Origin of the sequence: Ruegeria sp. HKCCD4884, from assembly GCF_013110855.1 — a bacterium.
GTDB lineage: Bacteria > Pseudomonadota > Alphaproteobacteria > Rhodobacterales > Rhodobacteraceae > Ruegeria.
The window spans coordinates 18,768-36,188 of the sequence record NZ_WVRJ01000002.1 but is presented as its reverse complement, the minus strand read 5'-3'; the positions used below and the strand labels follow the sequence as shown (position 1 = coordinate 36,188).

General features: G+C 58.0%; 15 protein-coding genes. 6 read left to right on the top strand and 9 right to left on the bottom strand.

Annotation, left to right across the window (positions count from 1 at the left end; genetic code table 11):
* Positions 1–72 precede the first annotated feature (72 nt).
* Together GS636_RS02560 and mfd are read left to right on the top strand one after the other, a co-directional pair.
* Entirely contained in the window at positions 73–597 is a 525-nt protein-coding gene (locus tag GS636_RS02560; protein ID WP_171668344.1) for a component of SufBCD complex, read from the top strand.
* Between the two features lie 21 nt (positions 598–618).
* Positions 619–4,077 (top strand): transcription-repair coupling factor, encoded by a 3,459-nt coding sequence (mfd, locus tag GS636_RS02555; RefSeq protein WP_171668343.1) that lies wholly within the window; start codon positions 619–621, stop codon positions 4,075–4,077.
* A 143-nt stretch (positions 4,078–4,220) separates the two neighbouring features.
* On the opposite strand, the gene GS636_RS02550 is transcribed toward mfd, so the two are convergent.
* The 4 genes from GS636_RS02550 to GS636_RS02535 all read right to left on the bottom strand — a co-directional run bounded on the left by GS636_RS02550 (position 4,221) and on the right by GS636_RS02535 (position 9,396).
* Positions 4,221–5,879 carry a hypothetical protein gene (locus tag GS636_RS02550; RefSeq protein ID WP_171668342.1) on the bottom strand — a complete coding sequence of 553 codons (1,659 nt, stop codon included), beginning with the start codon at positions 5,877–5,879 and terminating at the stop codon, positions 4,221–4,223.
* Positions 5,880–5,937: 58 nt separating this feature from the next.
* Positions 5,938–7,146, bottom strand: coding sequence for a multidrug effflux MFS transporter (locus GS636_RS02545; protein WP_171668341.1), 1,209 nt, complete (start codon positions 7,144–7,146; stop codon positions 5,938–5,940).
* A gap of 76 nt (positions 7,147–7,222) precedes the next feature.
* Positions 7,223–7,882: a DsbA family oxidoreductase gene (locus GS636_RS02540; RefSeq protein ID WP_171668340.1), complete on the bottom strand. Its 660-nt coding sequence runs from the start codon at positions 7,880–7,882 to the stop codon at positions 7,223–7,225.
* Positions 7,879–9,396 carry a class I adenylate-forming enzyme family protein gene (locus tag GS636_RS02535; RefSeq protein ID WP_171668339.1) on the bottom strand — a complete coding sequence of 506 codons (1,518 nt, stop codon included), beginning with the start codon at positions 9,394–9,396 and terminating at the stop codon, positions 7,879–7,881. The genes GS636_RS02540 and GS636_RS02535 overlap by 4 nt, the downstream gene beginning before the upstream one ends.
* A gap of 65 nt (positions 9,397–9,461) precedes the next feature.
* Here GS636_RS02535 and GS636_RS02530 point away from each other — a divergent pair, with 65 nt between their 5' ends.
* Positions 9,462–10,085 carry a helix-turn-helix domain-containing protein gene (locus tag GS636_RS02530; RefSeq protein ID WP_171668338.1) on the top strand — a complete coding sequence of 208 codons (624 nt, stop codon included), beginning with the start codon at positions 9,462–9,464 and terminating at the stop codon, positions 10,083–10,085.
* On the opposite strand, the gene GS636_RS02525 is transcribed toward GS636_RS02530, so the two are convergent.
* Both GS636_RS02525 and GS636_RS02520 read right to left on the bottom strand, forming a co-directional pair.
* The gene (locus GS636_RS02525; RefSeq protein WP_171090321.1) at positions 10,074–10,313 is read right to left on the bottom strand and encodes a hypothetical protein; all 240 of its coding nucleotides are present in this window, start codon (positions 10,311–10,313) and stop codon (positions 10,074–10,076) included. The two genes, GS636_RS02530 and GS636_RS02525, sit on opposite strands and share 12 nt — an antisense overlap.
* A gap of 551 nt (positions 10,314–10,864) precedes the next feature.
* Positions 10,865–12,694, bottom strand: coding sequence for an extracellular solute-binding protein (locus GS636_RS02520; protein WP_171668337.1), 1,830 nt, complete (start codon positions 12,692–12,694; stop codon positions 10,865–10,867).
* Between GS636_RS02520 and GS636_RS02515 the strand changes: the two genes are divergently transcribed.
* The 3 genes from GS636_RS02515 (at position 12,630) to GS636_RS02505 (ending at position 14,859) form a co-directional block, all read left to right on the top strand.
* A complete protein-coding gene (locus GS636_RS02515; protein WP_171668319.1) occupies positions 12,630–12,857 on the top strand; it encodes a hypothetical protein in 228 nt (75 codons plus the stop codon). The genes GS636_RS02520 and GS636_RS02515 overlap by 65 nt on opposite strands.
* A gap of 138 nt (positions 12,858–12,995) precedes the next feature.
* Positions 12,996–13,769 carry a 3-hydroxybutyrate dehydrogenase gene (locus tag GS636_RS02510; protein WP_171668336.1) on the top strand — a complete coding sequence of 258 codons (774 nt, stop codon included), beginning with the start codon at positions 12,996–12,998 and terminating at the stop codon, positions 13,767–13,769.
* A 64-nt stretch (positions 13,770–13,833) separates the two neighbouring features.
* Entirely contained in the window at positions 13,834–14,859 is a 1,026-nt protein-coding gene (locus tag GS636_RS02505) for a patatin-like phospholipase family protein (RefSeq protein WP_171183408.1), read from the top strand.
* On the opposite strand, the gene GS636_RS02500 is transcribed toward GS636_RS02505, so the two are convergent.
* The 3 genes from GS636_RS02500 to GS636_RS02490 all read right to left on the bottom strand — a co-directional run bounded on the left by GS636_RS02500 (position 14,860) and on the right by GS636_RS02490 (position 17,418).
* Positions 14,860–15,537, bottom strand: coding sequence for a DUF502 domain-containing protein (locus tag GS636_RS02500; protein WP_171090313.1), 678 nt, complete (start codon positions 15,535–15,537; stop codon positions 14,860–14,862).
* A gap of 79 nt (positions 15,538–15,616) precedes the next feature.
* Positions 15,617–16,528, bottom strand: coding sequence for a pseudouridine-5'-phosphate glycosidase (locus GS636_RS02495; RefSeq protein ID WP_171668335.1), 912 nt, complete (start codon positions 16,526–16,528; stop codon positions 15,617–15,619).
* On the bottom strand, positions 16,525–17,418 hold the full coding sequence (locus tag GS636_RS02490) for a PfkB family carbohydrate kinase (RefSeq protein WP_171668334.1): 894 nt from the start codon (positions 17,416–17,418) through the stop codon (positions 16,525–16,527). Before GS636_RS02490 ends, GS636_RS02495 begins: the two co-directional genes overlap by 4 nt.
* Positions 17,419–17,421 lie beyond the last annotated feature (3 nt).

The window sequence follows — 17,421 nt, the reverse complement described above, 5'->3', positions numbered from 1 at the left end:
AAGGTCTCAAGGGTATCAATGGACGCGCCGCCGCGATAAACCCCCCTGAGTTGTTTGAATAAAGGGTTGGGTTTGGACTGGTACTCTTCGATTTTTGAACTCATCGACATGCGCAGTTTTTCGAATCTGTGGTATTGGATTGTGCTGGCTGTGGTCTGGTCGTCGGCAAGCCATTGGGTGATGGGCATTCCGTATGATTTGGTTGTACGCGCGCGTCGGATCGGCGGGCAGGTCGAGATCGATCTTCTGGACATCGTACGCATCAACACGAACCGAATTTTGCTGATCGTTGACATGTCGGGTACCATCCTATTGGCTTTTGCAAGCTTTATGCTGACCGGTCTGGCGACACTGGGGTTTTATTACGACGTTGAATTTGCGCAGGCGGTTTTTTTGCTCATGTTTCCGATGACGCTGGTTCTTTTGGTGAATATCTCACAGGCCAGGCGTCTGCGTCGGCAGGAACTGACGCTTGAAACCGTCACCAAGACCATTTCCCGCTGCCGTCTTTATACCCAGATTATCGGCATGATCTCGATACTGGTCACTTCGTTCTGGGGCATGTATCAGAACATTTCGATTGGCGTTCTGGGTTAGACTTATCTGAAAGGCGAGGCGATGAAGGCTCCGAACCACGTGACAGTTGGCGGCGCCCCTGAAGGGTTTGACGCGCAGCTCGTGCTGAACGAAATCGCCCGCAGCAACGGGCCGGTGGCCCATGTCGCGCGTGACGACAAGCGGATGGAAGCGATGCGCGCTGCGCTGGCCTTCTTTGCCCCCGATATGCCGGTCTTTGTGTTCCCCGGCTGGGATTGTCTTCCTTATGACCGTGTGTCGCCGAACGCGGATATTTCGGCGGCCCGGGTGGCCACCTTGGCCGCTCTGGTCCACCAGATGCCGCAAAAATTCGTGCTGCTGACCACGCTGAATGCAGCCACCCAACGCGTGCCAGCGCGTGAGGTGCTGCGCGAGGCGGCGTTTACCGCACGTGTTGATCAGCGCATCGACGAGACCGCTTTGCGAAACTTTCTGGTGCGCATGGGGTTCACCCAAAGCCCAACAGTGATGGAGCCCGGCGATTATGCCATTCGTGGCGGCATTATCGACATCTTCCCGCCGGGCGAATCCGGCCCCGTTCGTTTGGATCTTTTCGGCGACGTTCTGGACGGCGCGCGTCGCTTTGATCCGGTATCTCAGCGTACCACTGAAAAGCTGGATGTGGTTGAACTTGCACCTGTATCCGAGGTCATTCTGGACGAGGCCGCTATTACCCGGTTCCGCCAGAACTATCGCATCGAATTTGGCGCGGCAGGTACAGATGATCCGCTTTACGAAGCGGTCAGTGCGGGGCGCAAACATCAGGGCATCGAGCATTGGCTGCCGTTTTTTCACGACAAGCTTGAGACGCTGTTCGACTATCTGCCGGACGCCACGATCACCGTAGACGATCAGGTTACACCAGCGCGTCTGGCGCGGTGGGATACGATTGCCGATCAATATGAAACCCGACGTCTGGCTTTGGAAAACCGGTCCCGCATGGACACGGTTTACAAACCCACCCCCCCGGGTCTGTTATACCTCGACGATGCCGCGTGGGAGGCTGCGGTCGCAGATCGCAGGGTTATGCAGTTCAGCCCCTTGCCGCAGGCTTCTGGTCCCGGTGTCATCGACGCAGGCGGGCGGATCGGGCGCAACTTTGCTCCAGAACGCCAGCAGGAGAACATTAGCCTGTTTGGCGCTTTGGCCAGCCACATCACATCCAAGCTCGACAAAGGCCCTGTGTTGATCGCCTCTTATTCAGAAGGTGCGCGCGAACGTCTGACCGGTTTGATCGAAGATGAAGGTCTGGCCGAGGCCATCCCGGTGACGAACGGCACCCGCATCGGCAAACGCGGCTTGCACCTTGCTGTTTGGGCACTGGAGCACGGGTTTGAAACCCCTGTCCTGACAGTCATCGCAGAACAGGACGTGCTGGGCGACCGCCTGATCCGCCAGCCCAAGAAGCGCCGCAAGGCCGAGAACTTCCTGACCGAGACCCAATCGCTGTCCCCCGGTGATCTGGTGGTGCATGTGGACCACGGGATCGGTCGTTACATGGGGATGGAGGTCGTTACAGCTGCAGGCGCCGCGCACGAATGCCTGCTGCTGGAATACGCCGAGCAAGCCAAGCTGTACCTGCCGGTCGAAAATATCGAACTTCTGTCGAAATACGGCCATGACGAAGGTTTGCTGGACCGTCTTGGTGGTGGTGCATGGCAGGCCAAGAAAGCCAAGCTGAAGGAACGCATCCGCGAGATGGCGGATAAGCTGATCCGCATCGCCGCTGAACGTGCCCTGCGTAAGGCTCCGGTGATGGACCCGCCGCCCCATGCGTGGGAAGAGTTCAGCGCGCGCTTCCCCTATCAGGAAACCGATGACCAGCTGCGGGCCATCTCGGACGTGATGGAAGACATGCATTCCGGCGCACCGATGGATCGCCTGATCTGCGGCGACGTGGGCTTTGGCAAAACCGAAGTCGCCATGCGCGCGGCCTTTGTGGCAGCCATGTCAGGCGTGCAGGTGGCCGTCGTGGCACCCACAACACTTTTGGCCCGCCAACACGCGGCAAGCTTCAAGGAACGGTTCCGCGGCTTTCCACTGGAAGTGCGGCAACTCTCGCGGTTTGTATCTGCGAAAGAGGCGCAGCAAACCCGTGATGGTCTGGCACGCGGAACGGTGGACATCGTGATCGGCACGCACGCGCTGCTGGCCAAGAACATCCGTTTCAACAATCTGGGCTTGCTGATCATCGACGAGGAACAGCATTTCGGCGTGGGTCACAAAGAACGCCTGAAGCAACTGCGCAGCGACATTCACGTGCTGACCCTAACCGCAACTCCGATACCGCGGACCTTGCAGCTGTCCCTGACCGGCGTGCGCGATCTGTCGATCATTGGAACCCCTCCTATCGACCGCTTAGCCATCCGAACATATGTCAGCGAATTCGATGCTGTCACGATCCGAGAGGCGCTGCTGCGTGAACACTATCGCGGCGGTCAGAGTTTCTATGTGGTGCCCCGTATTTCGGACCTGCCGGAGATTGAAGAGTTCCTGAAAAACCAACTGCCTGAACTGACCTATGTGGTGGCGCATGGTCAGATGGCAGCGGGCGAGCTCGACGATCGAATGAACGCGTTTTACGACGGCAAATATGACGTGCTGCTGGCCACGACGATTGTCGAAAGCGGGCTGGATATTCCAACCGCAAACACAATGGTTGTTCACCGCGCGGATATGTTCGGTCTTGCGCAGCTCTATCAGATCCGGGGCCGGGTGGGGCGGTCAAAGACGCGTGCCTATGCCTATCTGACTACCAAGCCGCGCCAGAAACTGACCGCCACGGCCGAAAAACGCCTGCGCGTTCTGGGCTCGCTGGATACGCTGGGGGCGGGGTTCACACTGGCGTCGCAAGACCTGGACATTCGCGGCGCAGGCAACCTGCTGGGTGAAGAACAATCCGGCCAGATGCGCGACGTGGGGTACGAGCTCTACCAATCCATGCTGGAAGAGGCGATTGCCAAGATCAAGGCAGGTGAGATGGAGGGGCTGTCGGATGCAGACGATCAATGGGCCCCGCAGATCAATCTGGGCGTGCCGGTTCTGATCCCCGAAGACTACGTTCCCGATCTGGATGTGCGCTTGGGCCTGTATCGCCGCTTGTCCTCGCTGTCGACTAAGGTAGAGCTGGAAGGCTTTGCCGCCGAACTGATCGACCGGTTCGGAAAACTGCCAAAAGAGGTCAACACTCTGATGCTGGTCGTACGCATCAAGGCGATGTGCAAGCGCGCCGGAATTGCCAAGCTGGATGGCGGTCCAAAGGGCGCAACCATTCAGTTTCACAACGACAAGTTTGCCTCTCCTCAGGGGCTGGTCGAATTCATCCAGAATCAGCGCGGTATGGCCAAGGTCAAGGACAACAAGATCGTGGTGCGACGCGACTGGAAGAAAGACAGCGACAAGATCAAAGGGGCTTTTGCCATTGCCCGTGATCTGGCCGAAAAAGTGGTCGCAGTAAAGAAAAAGGCCAAGGCAGGTTGAGATGTGGGCAGGGGCGCTGCCCCCGCTGCGCGTTCCGCGCATCTCCCCCGAGGTATTTACGGCCAGATGAAGGGCGGATCCCAGCTTCATCTGGCTAAAAATACCTCCGCCGGAGGCATCGCGCGGCAGCGCGATCTATCCCATTAGTCACGCATCGCAGCCTGCGCACAGAAGCAAGAGGCCGCCACCATTTGGTCGGCTCGGGCCAAGGCCAGGTCGAGCCGCTGTTTGATTTGACGGATTTCTATCGTTTCCTTCCTCGCTGCGAGGCAATCGTGCAACCCCTTCAGGCTCCACACATTGTCGGGGTGGATCGAGGCGCGGCTGAGGCTTCCGCCCAAGCCCAGATCTTCGCGATACACCTCTTCGGCCTCGGCGACGTGGCCTTGTTCGAACAGCAAAGCGCCAAGCGCGTGGCGGGTGGGCTGCATCCAGCCCCAGGGCTCGTCATAGGGCAGGGTGTCGTCCAACTCGACCGAGCGGCGCAGATGAGCAAAGGCGATTTCGAAATTGCCTTTGCGGTACTCGATTTCACCACGCAGCATTTCCCGCGCGATCTCCAGCAGGTCGATCACACGGTTGTTGTGCAGCCTGCGGGTTTCAGGGACGCATTCCTTGGCTGCGAGAAACAGGTTCTCTTCAGCTTCGGCGTGGACAACATCCCCGGTTGCGGCATGCGCGATGGCACGGGCGTAGTGGGTCGTGGCCGTCAGGGTGCGGTACAGGTCCGGATCGGAGGGCAGGTCCAGCGCTTTCGCCTCTTCCCAGCGGCCAAACCGGATCAGGATGTGTGGCCCCATGGACATGTAGCTTTCGAAGAAATCCGCCATGGGCGGGCTTTCGATACGCAGCATTTCTTCAGGCGTGGTGTCCCAAATTCCTTGGTTGGCGCGTAGGGCGGGTTTGATCTGTCCCAGAAAAAGGGCGCCATAGATTGCAAAATGGTAGTTGTGTTGGCGATAGCCGGTGTAGATGTTGAACGCACCTTCGCGTTCGTAATACTTCAGGTCAGCTTCCGACGCTTTTTCGTTCCAGTGCACCACATTTTGGTAGTGGCCGCACAGCACGTCTATGTGTGTTGGCATATGCACCAGATGCCCCGCATCCGGGACCAATGTGCGTAGTACATCCCCGGCTTTCAAAGCTTTTTCCGGCGTGGGCGACATCTCCATCAGGTGGACATAGAGGTGCAGCAGGCCAGGGTGTGACATGGCGGCGGGATCGTTGGCCATGGCCCATTCCAGCACGTCTTGAGCTTCACGTGTGGCTGCGCCTTCGGCGGGTTGGCCGGTTTTCAGATCCCACATCTGCCAAGGGGTCAGGTTCAGCAACGCTTCGACATAGACCGTGCGCAGGTCGAGGTGATCTTGATGCGCCGCAAACGCTGCCCGCATTGCGTCTGCAAAGTCATGGTCCCATTGGTGCATGTCTTCGATTGGGTCGGGTTGCGGGTAGCGTGCGGGAAGGGCATGGATCAGAGCTTGCTCAACAGGCGTGCAGGTATCGGCACAGTCCAATGCCTTCTGCATTGCATCATGGGCCAGCGTAAGTGCCTTTTTTCGCCCTCGCTCATCCTGCAAGTCCCATGGTAAGTTATAATTGGGACCTGCCGCGTAGGCGACGCCCCAATGGGCCATGGCGCATTTGGGGTCATGCTCGACCGCGCGTTGAAAACACGCAACGGCTTCTTCGTGGTTGTACCCGTAGGTCCAGTTCAAGCCACGGTCGAACCAACGCTGCGCCTCTGGGTTCGTCGTTGAAACCGGGCAGGTGTATGTGCCCAGATCGTAATAATCACTCATCGAAAAACCTCCCCGCAGCCTGGGCTTAGGGTAGCGTGTTTCGGGGAGGTTGCACAGATCAGGCTAGCAGTCGCTGTTCCACCCGGCCCATATGCAGCATCAGGCCAAAAGCCAGAACACACATGGTCAGGATACCAAATGTCAAAGGAGCAATTGACCCATCGAACAGCAATCCGATCGGCGCGGCAATTGCTGCGGCCAACACTGTTGAAATCGATCCGATGACCGACGCCGCCATTCCGGCAATGTGCCCCATCGGTTCCATCGCGATGGCGTTCAGGTTGCCGATCGTGATGCCTGCCATGAAGAAAACCATGGTTTGCCAAAAGACGAACAGCGCAAATGACGTTGTTGGAGACAGGTTGGTCATGTTCAGGAGAATGACCATTGATGTAATTGCGATCTGAGCGCCAAAGGCAAATGTCACCATCCGCCGCATTCCGACGCGCACCACCAACGCGGCGTTCAGCAGGCTGGCCGAGCCAGACATCAGAGCGACAAAGCCGAACCAAAAGGGAAAGCTATCGGCCCGACCGTGGATCACATCATAGACCGGCTGTACCATGGTCAGCATGGTGAACAGCATTCCCATGCACAGGGTTTGTACAAGGATCGACAGGCGCACTGTTGGATGGGCAAACATCTCTTGCACAGCGGCGATCATCAGGGGCAGGCGGAAGGGGCGGCGATTTTCGACAGCGAGAGACTCGGGCAGACGAACGCTCATCCAGCCGACGACAATAAGCGCAAACAAGATGAACGAAACAAAGATACCGCGCCAGCCAAACAAAGCGATGACACCTGCGCCTAGCATCGGTGCGATGGCAGGGACCAGTGTGAAGATCATCATCGCAATCGAGATGATGCGGGCCATCTCACGCCCGGAATAGAGATCCCTGATGATGGCCATGGCGACCACACGCGGACCAGCGGCGCCCAGACCCTGCACAACGCGCGCAATCAGTACCAGTTCCAGCGATGAACTCGCCCATGCAACCGCAGATGCCGCGATATACAAAAGTGCGCCACCAAAGATCACCGGCTTGCGTCCCAGCGCGTCCGAGATCGGGCCGGTAAAGAATGTGCCGATCCCCATGCCCAACACAAAGGACGTCAGTATTAGCTGCGCCCGGTTAATGTCATCGGGGCTAAGCTGCGCGCCGATTTCGGGTAGGGCGGGCAGCATTGAATCGATCGAAAAGGCGATGGTAGCGAACATCATTGCGACCAAAGCAATGAATTCCGCCTTCGACATGCGGTTGGCCATGAAGCACTCCTAACCCATTCGCGCTATCACGGAGGATCAGGTTAGGCCAGACTGGAAATTCGCACAGACCTCTGTGCTATTCTGCAGGGGAAGCCTCAAGCTGAGACATGATCTCAGCGATCACTTTCTCCCACATCTCAGGGGGTTGAGCGCCCGGAACTGCATGTTGGTTGGCAACAATGTAGGTGGGGACCGAGCTGACGCCCATTTCGCGCGAATGGCTATCCCGATTGCGGATGTCGTCTCGGTCCGCGTCAGATTTGAGCAGCTTCATGACAACGGCGGCGTCCATTCCAGCGCTGTCAGCGATATCTGACAAGACCTCGGGATCACCGATGTCACGAGCTTGCACGAAGTAAGCATCGAACAGCGCGTCGACAACAGCGTTCTGTTTGCCTTCGATTCCTGCCCAATGGATGAGGCGGTGAGCGTCCAACGTGTTGGGCGTGCGCTTCATACCTTCGAAATCGATCTTGAGGCCCGCGCTCTCAGCATGTTCCACCACAGGCGCATAGGCCCGCACGGCACCGTCTTTGCCGCCGAACTTACGCTCAAGGTATTCGCGCCGGTCCATGCCTTCATCCGGCATGTCGGGGTTCAGCTGAAAGGGATGCCATTCGATGACAAAGGGGTGATCGGGGATATTGGCCAGTGCTTTGTCCAGATGCGTTTTGCCGATATAGCACCAGGGGCAGATCGGATCGGACAGGATGTCGAGCTTGACGGTCTGGGTCATGTGGTTGGTGCCTCGAAATAGGCCGGCAACGCGCGGCGCAGGAGTTTGCCGTTACCGCCAGTTGGCAGGGCAGGCAGGTGGATGAAGGCGCGCGGCTGTTTGTAGCGGGCCAGATTTGCTTCGACATAGGCGCGCAGGGCCGCATCGTCCAGCTTTTCCGGGCCAGTATAGAAGGCTGCTATCACAAATGTGTCCGGTTTGACCTCGACAGCGGCTGCGCCGACCTGCGTGATGCCGGGAAAGCGGGACAGCGCGGCTTCGACCTCGACCGGGGACACGCGATAGCCGCCCGCGTTCATCATGTCATCATCTCGGCCCAGATAGCTGATCTGGCCATCCACTGCCATCGCGCCCTGATCTCCGGTCAGAAACCAGTCGCCTTGCATCCGTGCCTCGGCTTCGTCAGGCGCGTTGAGATAGGTCAGCATCAATCCTGGGTCTGATCGATGTATTGCGATGGTGCCTTCCTGTCCTTGCGGCACCGGACCGTCCGTACCCAGGATCGCCACACGACGCCCCGGTTGGGGCTGCCCCAGCGCGTCGCTACGCGCGGGGTGGGCCGGACTGGAAGAGATAAAGGTCGAGCATTCGGACATGCCGTAGGCTTCGAACAGGTCGGTGCCGGAGCAGGTGACCCATTTCTCATGCAAAGCGCGCGACAGTTTCTCACCCGCGCATAAGCCATGGCGCAGGTCGGGCAACTCCATATGTTCGGACGTTTGCAGCATCTTTCGAAAGACACCGGGGGCGGCGGCAAAGATCGTTGCACGGTGCTGGCGCAATAAGGTAGGCAGCGCGTCAATACTGGTGCCGGGTTCCGGGATCAGGGCCGTTGCACCAATAGTCCACGGGTCCATCAATCCTGTGCCCAGCGTATAAGTCCAGTTGAACGCGCCCGCGTGGCACAATCGGTCGGTTTCGCGCAGACCATACCAGCCATCAACCATCATCTGCCGCGCCCAGATTGCCCGGTGGGCATGGGCCACAGCACGTGGCTTGCCTGACGTTCCAGAGGTGTAGACGACATAGGCCATACGCTCGGGGTCGCCCATGTCAAAACGGGCTGCAGGCAGGCTTCGCATGGCTTTCAACCCATCCAACTCAATCTGCTTGGGGTGCGCGGCACAGGCAACGTCGGGGTCGCGCAGAATGGCCGCTGGGGCAAGATCCGCGATCATTTTGGCCGTTTCAGGTTCCGTCAGTTGCGACGATGTCGGCACAGGAACGATGCCTACTGCAATTGCGCCAAGATAGGCGATCGGGAAATCCACTGTATTGCCCAGCCGCATCAACGCGATGTCGCCGGGTTTCAAACCGGCTTGCAACAACCCAGCACCGGTGCCCAAAACGGCTGCTTTCAGATCGCGAAAGCTCCAATCCTGCGCGTCCCTCTCACGCAGCACGGACAGGGCAACCTTGCTGGGGATGCGATCCGCTTGGCCCAGAACATGAGCAGCCAGGTTAAAAGGTGTGGGGCAGGGCGCGGGCGCCCCCTGATCAAAGATGGACAACATGGCCCTTGGCTATCGCGGAGCCTGCCGCGTTGCAAGCGCGGCAGACCGGGCCTATAGAGAAGGGCATGAGCACTCAAGATCCAAAATCCCTGATCCGAATTGCCCGCGATTCCGGTGACCATACCGAAGTTGAACCTCTGGACCTAGGTGCGAGGGTGCGCGAGCTGCGCAAGGCGCGCAAATGGACTTTGGAACAGGCTGCCACACAGGCGGGATTGGCGCGCTCGACGCTGAGCAAGATCGAAAACGGGCAGATGTCGCCCACGTACGACGCGCTCAAGAAGCTGGCAATTGGTCTTGAGATTTCAGTGCCGCAACTGTTCACCCCGCCGCAGCGTGATCAGGTGATCGGTCGGATGTCTGTGACGCGTACTGGTGAAGGGACGGCCCATGCCACGGCCACCTATGAGCATGAGTTGCTGGCCGAGACGCTGACCAAGAAACATATGCTGCCATATCGCGCGCGGGTGCGGGCGCGGTCGATGGATGAGTTTGAGGGCTGGGTGCGCCACGATGGTGAGGAGTTCATGTATGTCCTCACGGGCGTTGTGCGGCTGTTCACTGAGTTTTATGAGCCTGTCGAAATGCGCCGTGGCGACAGCGCATATTATGATGGCAGCATGGGGCACAATGTCATCTCCGTCAGCGACGAAGATGCAACGATCCTTTGGGTCACATCACTTACTTAGTGATGCGTGCGTGAATTCGCGGTTCAGACCTTCGGTAAACAGGAAATCTTCAACTTCTTCGTGCGCTTCGTTCATGGTTAGCTGGTGACGCTCTGCCAGATAAGCTTCGAACCCTTTCCGGTCCTTTGACACGCGCATCATGTCCTGATCCCGCAAGTTCGGAAAGCGCCGTTTTGCACGTGCGTAGGCCGCGCTCCAGTCTTGTTTAAGATCCGTCCAGTTCATCATCTTTGAGCTTTCCTTTTGTAGCCATTAGGACTGCTCTCCCCCACAACAGCGTACGGAAAGGCTGCCGTAGCGTAAGACATGACAAAATGTCGCACCTTTCTTTCACAAATTATTTAGGGGTGGTGCCCGCTGCGAAAGCTCCGCAACGGGCGGGCGGGCCTGCAGTCGGCGTGAGTGGTGGCGGGCCCGATTATGCGTTCTCCGGCTCTGCCGAAGGGATCAGACGCGGTGCATGAAGGCGCATCTTCAAGTCCGCACCTGATCTAATTCATGCGCCGTGTATATATCTTTTGCCCAAAAAAATTAAGACTTCTAATGGGTTTCACGCACAACTCACCGAGTGTTGATGAACCTCTTTGGCCGATCCAGACATCGTGAACGTCCTATGGAGATGGAACGCCGTTGGTACCGTTTGCAGATACTCTGCGACGGATATTCGTTCATGCGCTCGTGTCGAAAATGATCAGCAGGAACTTGCTCAATTCTCGATGCTGATGAGAGTTGAGGCAAAAGAACCCGGGCTTGGTTGTCCCGGGTCCGCTATCATTGGCTTAGTTCTCATCATACCACCAGACATCGGGCATGTATTGGGGGCCATCCCCGTAGATCGGCAAAGTGTCGGGGAACTTTAGCTCGCGGATATGCGCAATGCGCCCGACATCAAAGCTCCAGATCGGGATCACGTAGCGGCCTGCGGTCAGGACACGGTCCAGAGCGCGGGTGGCCGTGGTGAAATCTTCATGCGCTTCCGAGGCCAACATGGCATCGATCATCGCGTCAACGGCGGGCGAGGAAACACCCATTAGGTTGCGCGTTCCCGGCGTGTCTACAAATTCGCTGCCCCAGTAGAACCTTTGTTCGTTGCCCGGCGACAAGGACAGGGCACGTCGGAAAGGCGTCATGTCGAAATCGAGCTCGTTCATGCGCGAGGTGTATTGCGCATCATCGACCTTCTCGACCACCAACTCGATGCCAAGACGTTCCAGAGCGCGGGCGTAAATCTCGGCAATTGTACTGACGTCCTGAACGACATTCAGACTGCCCTGGCTGATCACCATTTCAATCTTCAGCGGACGGCCTTCCGCGTTTTTGAGCACGCCATCCTGAACGGTCCATCCCGCGTCTTCCAGCAGCTTGACTGCTTGGCGAATGTTGCGCCGGTTGCGTTCCGAGCCGTCGCCTTGTGGCAATTCGTACCCTTCCAATGTGCCGGGCGTCAGCTCAGCCTCAAAAGGCTCCAGCAAAGCGCGCACCGGTTCAGTTGCCGGCCCAGGTTGCATCGCCAGATCAGAGCCAGAGAAGTAAGAAGAAATACGAGGCTGTGCGCCGCCCGTGACCGTGTCGTTGATAAATTCAAAATTGAAGGCAAGCGTCAGCGCTTCGCGCACGCGCCAGTCATCCAGCGGTGGTTTGCGGGTGTTCATCACAAAGCCAGTCATCCCCGATGGTTTTCCATGGGGAATTTCAGTCTTGATCACGTCCCCGCGCTGAACGGCAGGAAAACTGTATTGTTTGTTCCATTTGTCTGCGTTGAACTCGCGCACGGCCGACAGTTCTCCGGCTTTGAAAGCCTCGAACGCGACAGATCCGTCGCCGTAGAATTCAATCCGCAGTTCATCGAGGTTCATGGTGCCGCGACGAAACGGAATGTCAGCGCCCCAGTAGTCCGGGTTACGTCGCAGGTTCACATAGCGACCGGCCTCATAGCTGTCGATTATGTACGGACCGGTTCCGATTGGAACATCCTGTAACTTGGCATTCGCGAAATCCTTTCCGTCCCACTGCGCCTTTTGCAGGATCGGACGCATTCCGGCCAGCAGGGCCAATTCCCGGTCAGGGTCGTTGAACGTGATCCGGACCGAGCGCGGTCCGGTCTGTTCAATGCTGTCGATCTTGCCCCACAGCCCTCGGTACCGCAGATGCCCTTCGGTTCCGAGGGTCTGATATGACCAGATCACATCCTCGACCGTGACGGGGCTGCCGTCGGAAAATCGGGCCTCTTCGCGCAGAGTGAATTCGACCCAAGACCTGTCCGGCGCCGCTTCAACTGATTCGGCTAACAGCCCGTAAAGTGTGAAAGGTTCGTCCCAAGACCGACCCATCAGGCTTTCGTGGGTCCAAAACGGCAACTGCCACGGAGAGGTGCCTTTTTGCAAAAACGGGTTCAGACTGTTATAGCCGCCGGTATTTCCGAACACCGCTTTGCCGCCTTTGGGCGCATCCGGGTTGGCGTAGGGGAGGGACACAAAATCCGGTGGTAGGGCCGGGTCCCCATACATAGCTATGCCATGAGACGATTCTGCATGGGCGACAGACATGAGAAAAATGCTGGCGATTCCCGCCGCAAATGGTCGAAACGGTCGGAGAAAATCCGGGCTCATTTTGGAAACAATCCTGCTCTGGCCTTATTTTGTTGGGATTCATCGTAGTGATGATTTTTCTTATTATCAAACTTTTAGCTTGGACGAAGGCGCAGAATTGCTTATAAGGGTTCCACTGCTCGATAGGTTTCTTGCCTGTATGAAACCTGCCTCAATAACTTAACGCCCGCTTCGTGCGGGCGTTTTTTTTGGGCAGTTCCGAATGTCCAGGTCCGGGATTTCAATTCCATATGTTTCCCCGTTTTCTTTGCAGGTGCAGCATGGCATGGTGCGCGAGGATATCGCATCAGGGAGATCGGTCATGAGCCTTGCGGGCAAAACGGCAATCATCACAGGGTCAAATTCAGGCATAGGTCTGGGGGTCGCACGCGAGCTGGCCAAGGCAGGGACCAATGTGGTTTTGAATTCCTTTACCGATCGGGATGAAGATCATGCGCTGGCTGCAGAGATTGCAAAAGAAACCGGAACCAACGCGCGCTACATCAAAGCGGACATGTCCAAAGGCGATGAGTGCCGCACACTGATCGAGCAGGCAGGTGCCTGCGATATTCTGGTGAACAACGCGGGCATTCAGCATGTCTCTCCGATTGATCAGTTCCCGACCGAGAAATGGGATGCGATTATCGCAATCAATATGAACTCGGCATTTCATACGACAGCTGCGGCGCTGCCGATGATGCGCAAGTCGGGATGGGGCCGGATCGTCAATATCGCCTCGGCGCACGGTCTCACGGCCTCGCCTTACAAGGCGGCCTATGTCGCTGCAAAGCATGGTGTGGTTGGGATGACCAAGACCGTCGCGCTTGAGACCGCGCAGGAGCCAATAACCTGCAACGCGATTTGTCCGGGTTATGTTCTGACGCCTCTGGTAGAGGCACAGATCCCGGACACGATGAAGGAATACAACATGAGCCGCGAAGACGTGATCAAGAACGTCATGCTGGAACGGCAGCCTTCGAAGGAGTTTGCTACCGTTGAGCAGCTGGGCGGCACAACCATTTTTTTGTGCTCGGATGCGGCGGCTCAGATTACCGGGACAACGATTTCGGTCGATGGTGGCTGGACCGCGCTTTGAGGATCCATGGGGGCGCTGCCCCCATACCCCCGGAGTATTTTTGAAAAGATGAAGGGGTTGAGGCATGAAACGGATCAATCTGGCATTGCAGGGCGGTGGGGCGCATGGGGCGTTCACCTGGGGGGTCCTTGACAGGTTTCTGGATGAAGAAGACGTCGAGGTTGCGGCCATTACCGGGACGTCAGCGGGGGCGTTGAACGGGGCCGCGTTCAAGTCGGGCATGGTGCATGCCGGGCGCGACGGCGCACGCGCAAGTCTGGATGCGGTGTGGGCGCGTATGGGTGCGATTGGCGATATGCGCATGGCCCATTGGTTCCGAGGGGTGGAGCCTGCAGCAATTTCCAGAGCTATGGAGTATTCGGTCCCTTATTCCATTGGCGAGGCGTGGTCCCGAATGGTGTCGCCTTATGCATATGGCCCATTTTATAGCAACCCGTTGGAGTCGGTGGTTGATCGGTTCAACTTTGCCGAAGTGTGCGCAGATGACGGCCCGCGTCTGTTTGTCTGTGCGACCTGTGTGCGAAGTGGTAAGATCCGTGTCTTTACCGGAGATGAAATTTCGACAGACGCCATTCTGGCTTCGGCGTGTTTGCCGACCCTGTTCAAGGCGGTCGAAATCTATGATCCTGAAACCGAGCGGACCGAGGCGTATTGGGACGGTGGCTATACAGGGAACCCGGCGCTTTATCCGTTGTTTGCTGACGATCTGCCTGACGACGTGGTGATCGTGAACATCAACCCGCTGGAGCGCGATGAAGTGCCTGTCACGCCGCAGCAGATCCAGAACCGGATTAATGAAATTAGTTTCAACTCATCTCTGTTTCGCGAACTCAGGGCGATCAGTTTTGTGCAGCGGTTGCTGAAAGAGGGCAAACTGAAGGCCGGTGAAATGAGCCGTGTTCTGGTGCACATGATTGCGGATAACGAACTGATGAACAGCTTGTCTGTTGCAACTAAGACCGTCCCCAATCCGGTTATCCTGCACAAGCTCAAGCAGGCCGGGCGCGACGCGGCAGATGGATTTCTTGCGAAACACAAAGACGATCTTGGGCAGAACAGTACAGTGGATCTGCCTGCGATGTTTGGCTGATTACTCAGGCGGTTGGGTCGGGTCTTTTTCGTTGGGGTATACCAGACCAGCCGAAATCACCAGTTTCGCTGCGTCTTCGATGCTCATGTCCAGTAAGATTACGTCTTCGGCCGGAAAGAACAGGAGGAAGCCAGAGGTGGGGTTGGGCGTGGTCGGAACAAAGACGCTGAGCAATTCGCCCCCGGTTTCGGCCCGTTGGCTGACCTCGCCGCGCGCGCTTGTCGAAACAAAACCGATAGCCCAGATGCCCCGGCGTGGATACTGGATCAGGCAGGCTTTTTCAAAGGACCGTTCGGTCTGCGCAAAGACCGTTTCCGAGATCTGCTTGATCCCGGAGTAAACCGACCGCACGACGGGCATCCGGTCGACCAGGCTTTCGGCGAAATGGATCAGCGAGCGGCCCAGAATGCCTTTGGCGATCCACCCGACGATGATTGTGAAGATCAGGAAGATCACCACACCCACACCGCGCAGGTTGATGCCCACATATTGTTCTGGTTGGAATTGTTGTGGAACCAGCGGCAGAACGGCGCTGTCGATCCAGCCGACCACAGACCAGATCAGCCAGACGGTCAACCAGACAGGTGCAATAACGACGATGCCGGTCAGAAAGGAGCCGCGCAGCCGTGAAAGCAGGCCGGGGCGGCGATGGGGCTCTTCGTCGAAAGGTGTGTTCATTGCAGGTCCGAGTGGGCAGTTCCGAATGGTTTCCGGGGTTTAGGTAGTCAATCCGTCGCTTTGGTACAATAGGGCTGCGTCAACCCTGCTGCACCAGCGACTGCGCGATTTTGGCGGCCAGGCGTGCGTTGTTGCGGACCAGCGCGATATTGGTCGTTAACGAACGGCCTTCGGTTTTCTCAAAAATGCGTTGCAGCAGATAGGGCGTCACGGCTTTGCCGGTGATGCGGTGGGCATCCGCGTCGGCCTGAGCCTCGGCGATGATCGGGGCCAGTTCCCCGGCCGCTATCTGATCGGCGGCAGGGATCGGGTTGGCAACCAGCTGTCCGCCGGGCAGACCCAGCGCACGCCGCGTGGCATGGGCTTTGGCGATGGCTTCAGCACTGTCCATACGCAGAGGCGCGGAAAAAGGTGATTTTGCCGACCAAAATGCAGGGAACTCATCTTGCCCAAACGCGATGACGGGCACACCCAAAGTCTCTAGCACTTCAAGCGTTTTGGCGAGGTCCAGGATAGCTTTGGCCCCGGCAGCAACCACTGTGACCGGCGTATGCCCTAGCTCGTGTAGGTCAGCAGAAATGTCGAACGTTGTCTCTGCGCCCTGATGCACACCGCCGATACCGCCGGTGGCAAAGACCTCGATCCCGGCGTACTGCGCGGCGATCATTGTGGCGGCGACGGTTGTGGCCCCGGTGCCCCCGGTCGAAATGCAGGCCGCCATGTCTGCGCGCGAGATCTTGGCGACACCCTGTGCCTGTCCCAGCCATTGCAGTTGCTCGGGTTCCAGCCCCACGTGCAGTTTACCTGCAATCACCGCCATGGTTGCCGGAACTGCGCCCGCATCACGAATGTCCTGTTCGACCTGAGCCGCAACTTCGACGTTTTGCGGATAAGGCATTCCATGGGTGATGATGGTGCTTTCCAGCGCAACGATGGGTTGGCCTGCGTCTTTGGCGGCGCGGACCTCAGCTGAGTATTGAATGTCGATCACAGTGGGGTTTCTCCGGAAACATAGGTTGCAGCGGCGTGCAGAGCGCGGGTCAAGGCCTCGTCACTCGATGCGCCGCCGGATTCTGAGGCGATATGGGCCGCCATGAAGGTATCCCCGGCACCGGTCACGCGTGTGACCAGAACAGACGGGGGCGTTTGGGTTAGAATTTCGTCGGAACTGCCTACGGTGGCTGAGTTTCCGCCGTCAGTCACCAGCACGCGTAGCGCACCGCGATCCAGCAGACCCTTGGCAGCGGATTCGGAGTCGGTGAATTCACGTTGGCAGAGGATGCCGGCCTCTTCGAGGTTCACGTAAAGCGTGGCGCGGGCGTGCTTGAGGAAGGGTAGCAGCCTTTCCGCTTTGCCGGGCGAGGCCGGGGCCACGCGCAGGTCGGCGCGGGCAAAGGCGGGGCTTTGAGCAATTTCTTCCAACAGGTCCAGCGTCAGGTTGCCATCCAGCGCGATGGGTCCTTCAAAGGGCGCATTCTCATAGCCCAGTGGTCCATGCATCAAAGGGCGCAGGATCTTTGCACCCGCAGCCTCCAGCGAGTGCGGGTCAGCAATGGCCGCGATCAACCCGTTTGCGCCTTCGACGGCCATATAGCGATCGGTCGGCAAATCCTGTGAGCGGTAGATGTGATCCGTGACCATGCCCAGCCGCGAACAGGCGTGGACAAGCTCATCACCCTCGGGATCGCGCCCAATTGCGGTGAGCAAAGTAGGGGTCATACCAAAGCGCACCAGCGTCATGGCGATGTTCATCGCAACGCCGCCGGGCAAACGGGTGATGCGCCCCGGCACGTCCGAACCTTGTCGCATAGCGCTTGCTGATCGTCCGATCACGTCCCACAGGACCGAACCGATACATAGTATATTGGCGTTCTGAGTCATGAG

Coding starts and splice junctions, on each gene's coding strand:
- GS636_RS02550 (WP_171668342.1), bottom strand. CDS start 5,879: ATGAGTGATTATTACGATCTGGGCACATACACCTGCCCGGTTTCAACG.
- GS636_RS02490 (WP_171668334.1), bottom strand. CDS start 17,418: ATGACTCAGAACGCCAATATACTATGTATCGGTTCGGTCCTGTGGGAC.
- GS636_RS02515 (WP_171668319.1), top strand. CDS start 12,630: ATGAGAAAAATGCTGGCGATTCCCGCCGCAAATGGTCGAAACGGTCGG.
- GS636_RS02530 (WP_171668338.1), top strand. CDS start 9,462: ATGAGCACTCAAGATCCAAAATCCCTGATCCGAATTGCCCGCGATTCC.
- GS636_RS02525 (WP_171090321.1), bottom strand. CDS start 10,313: ATGATGAACTGGACGGATCTTAAACAAGACTGGAGCGCGGCCTACGCA.
- GS636_RS02505 (WP_171183408.1), top strand. CDS start 13,834: ATGAAACGGATCAATCTGGCATTGCAGGGCGGTGGGGCGCATGGGGCG.
- GS636_RS02545 (WP_171668341.1), bottom strand. CDS start 7,146: ATGGCCAACCGCATGTCGAAGGCGGAATTCATTGCTTTGGTCGCAATG.
- GS636_RS02510 (WP_171668336.1), top strand. CDS start 12,996: ATGAGCCTTGCGGGCAAAACGGCAATCATCACAGGGTCAAATTCAGGC.
- GS636_RS02540 (WP_171668340.1), bottom strand. CDS start 7,882: ATGACCCAGACCGTCAAGCTCGACATCCTGTCCGATCCGATCTGCCCC.
- mfd (WP_171668343.1), top strand. CDS start 619: ATGAAGGCTCCGAACCACGTGACAGTTGGCGGCGCCCCTGAAGGGTTT.
- GS636_RS02535 (WP_171668339.1), bottom strand. CDS start 9,396: ATGTTGTCCATCTTTGATCAGGGGGCGCCCGCGCCCTGCCCCACACCT.
- GS636_RS02520 (WP_171668337.1), bottom strand. CDS start 12,694: ATGAGCCCGGATTTTCTCCGACCGTTTCGACCATTTGCGGCGGGAATC.
- GS636_RS02500 (WP_171090313.1), bottom strand. CDS start 15,537: ATGAACACACCTTTCGACGAAGAGCCCCATCGCCGCCCCGGCCTGCTT.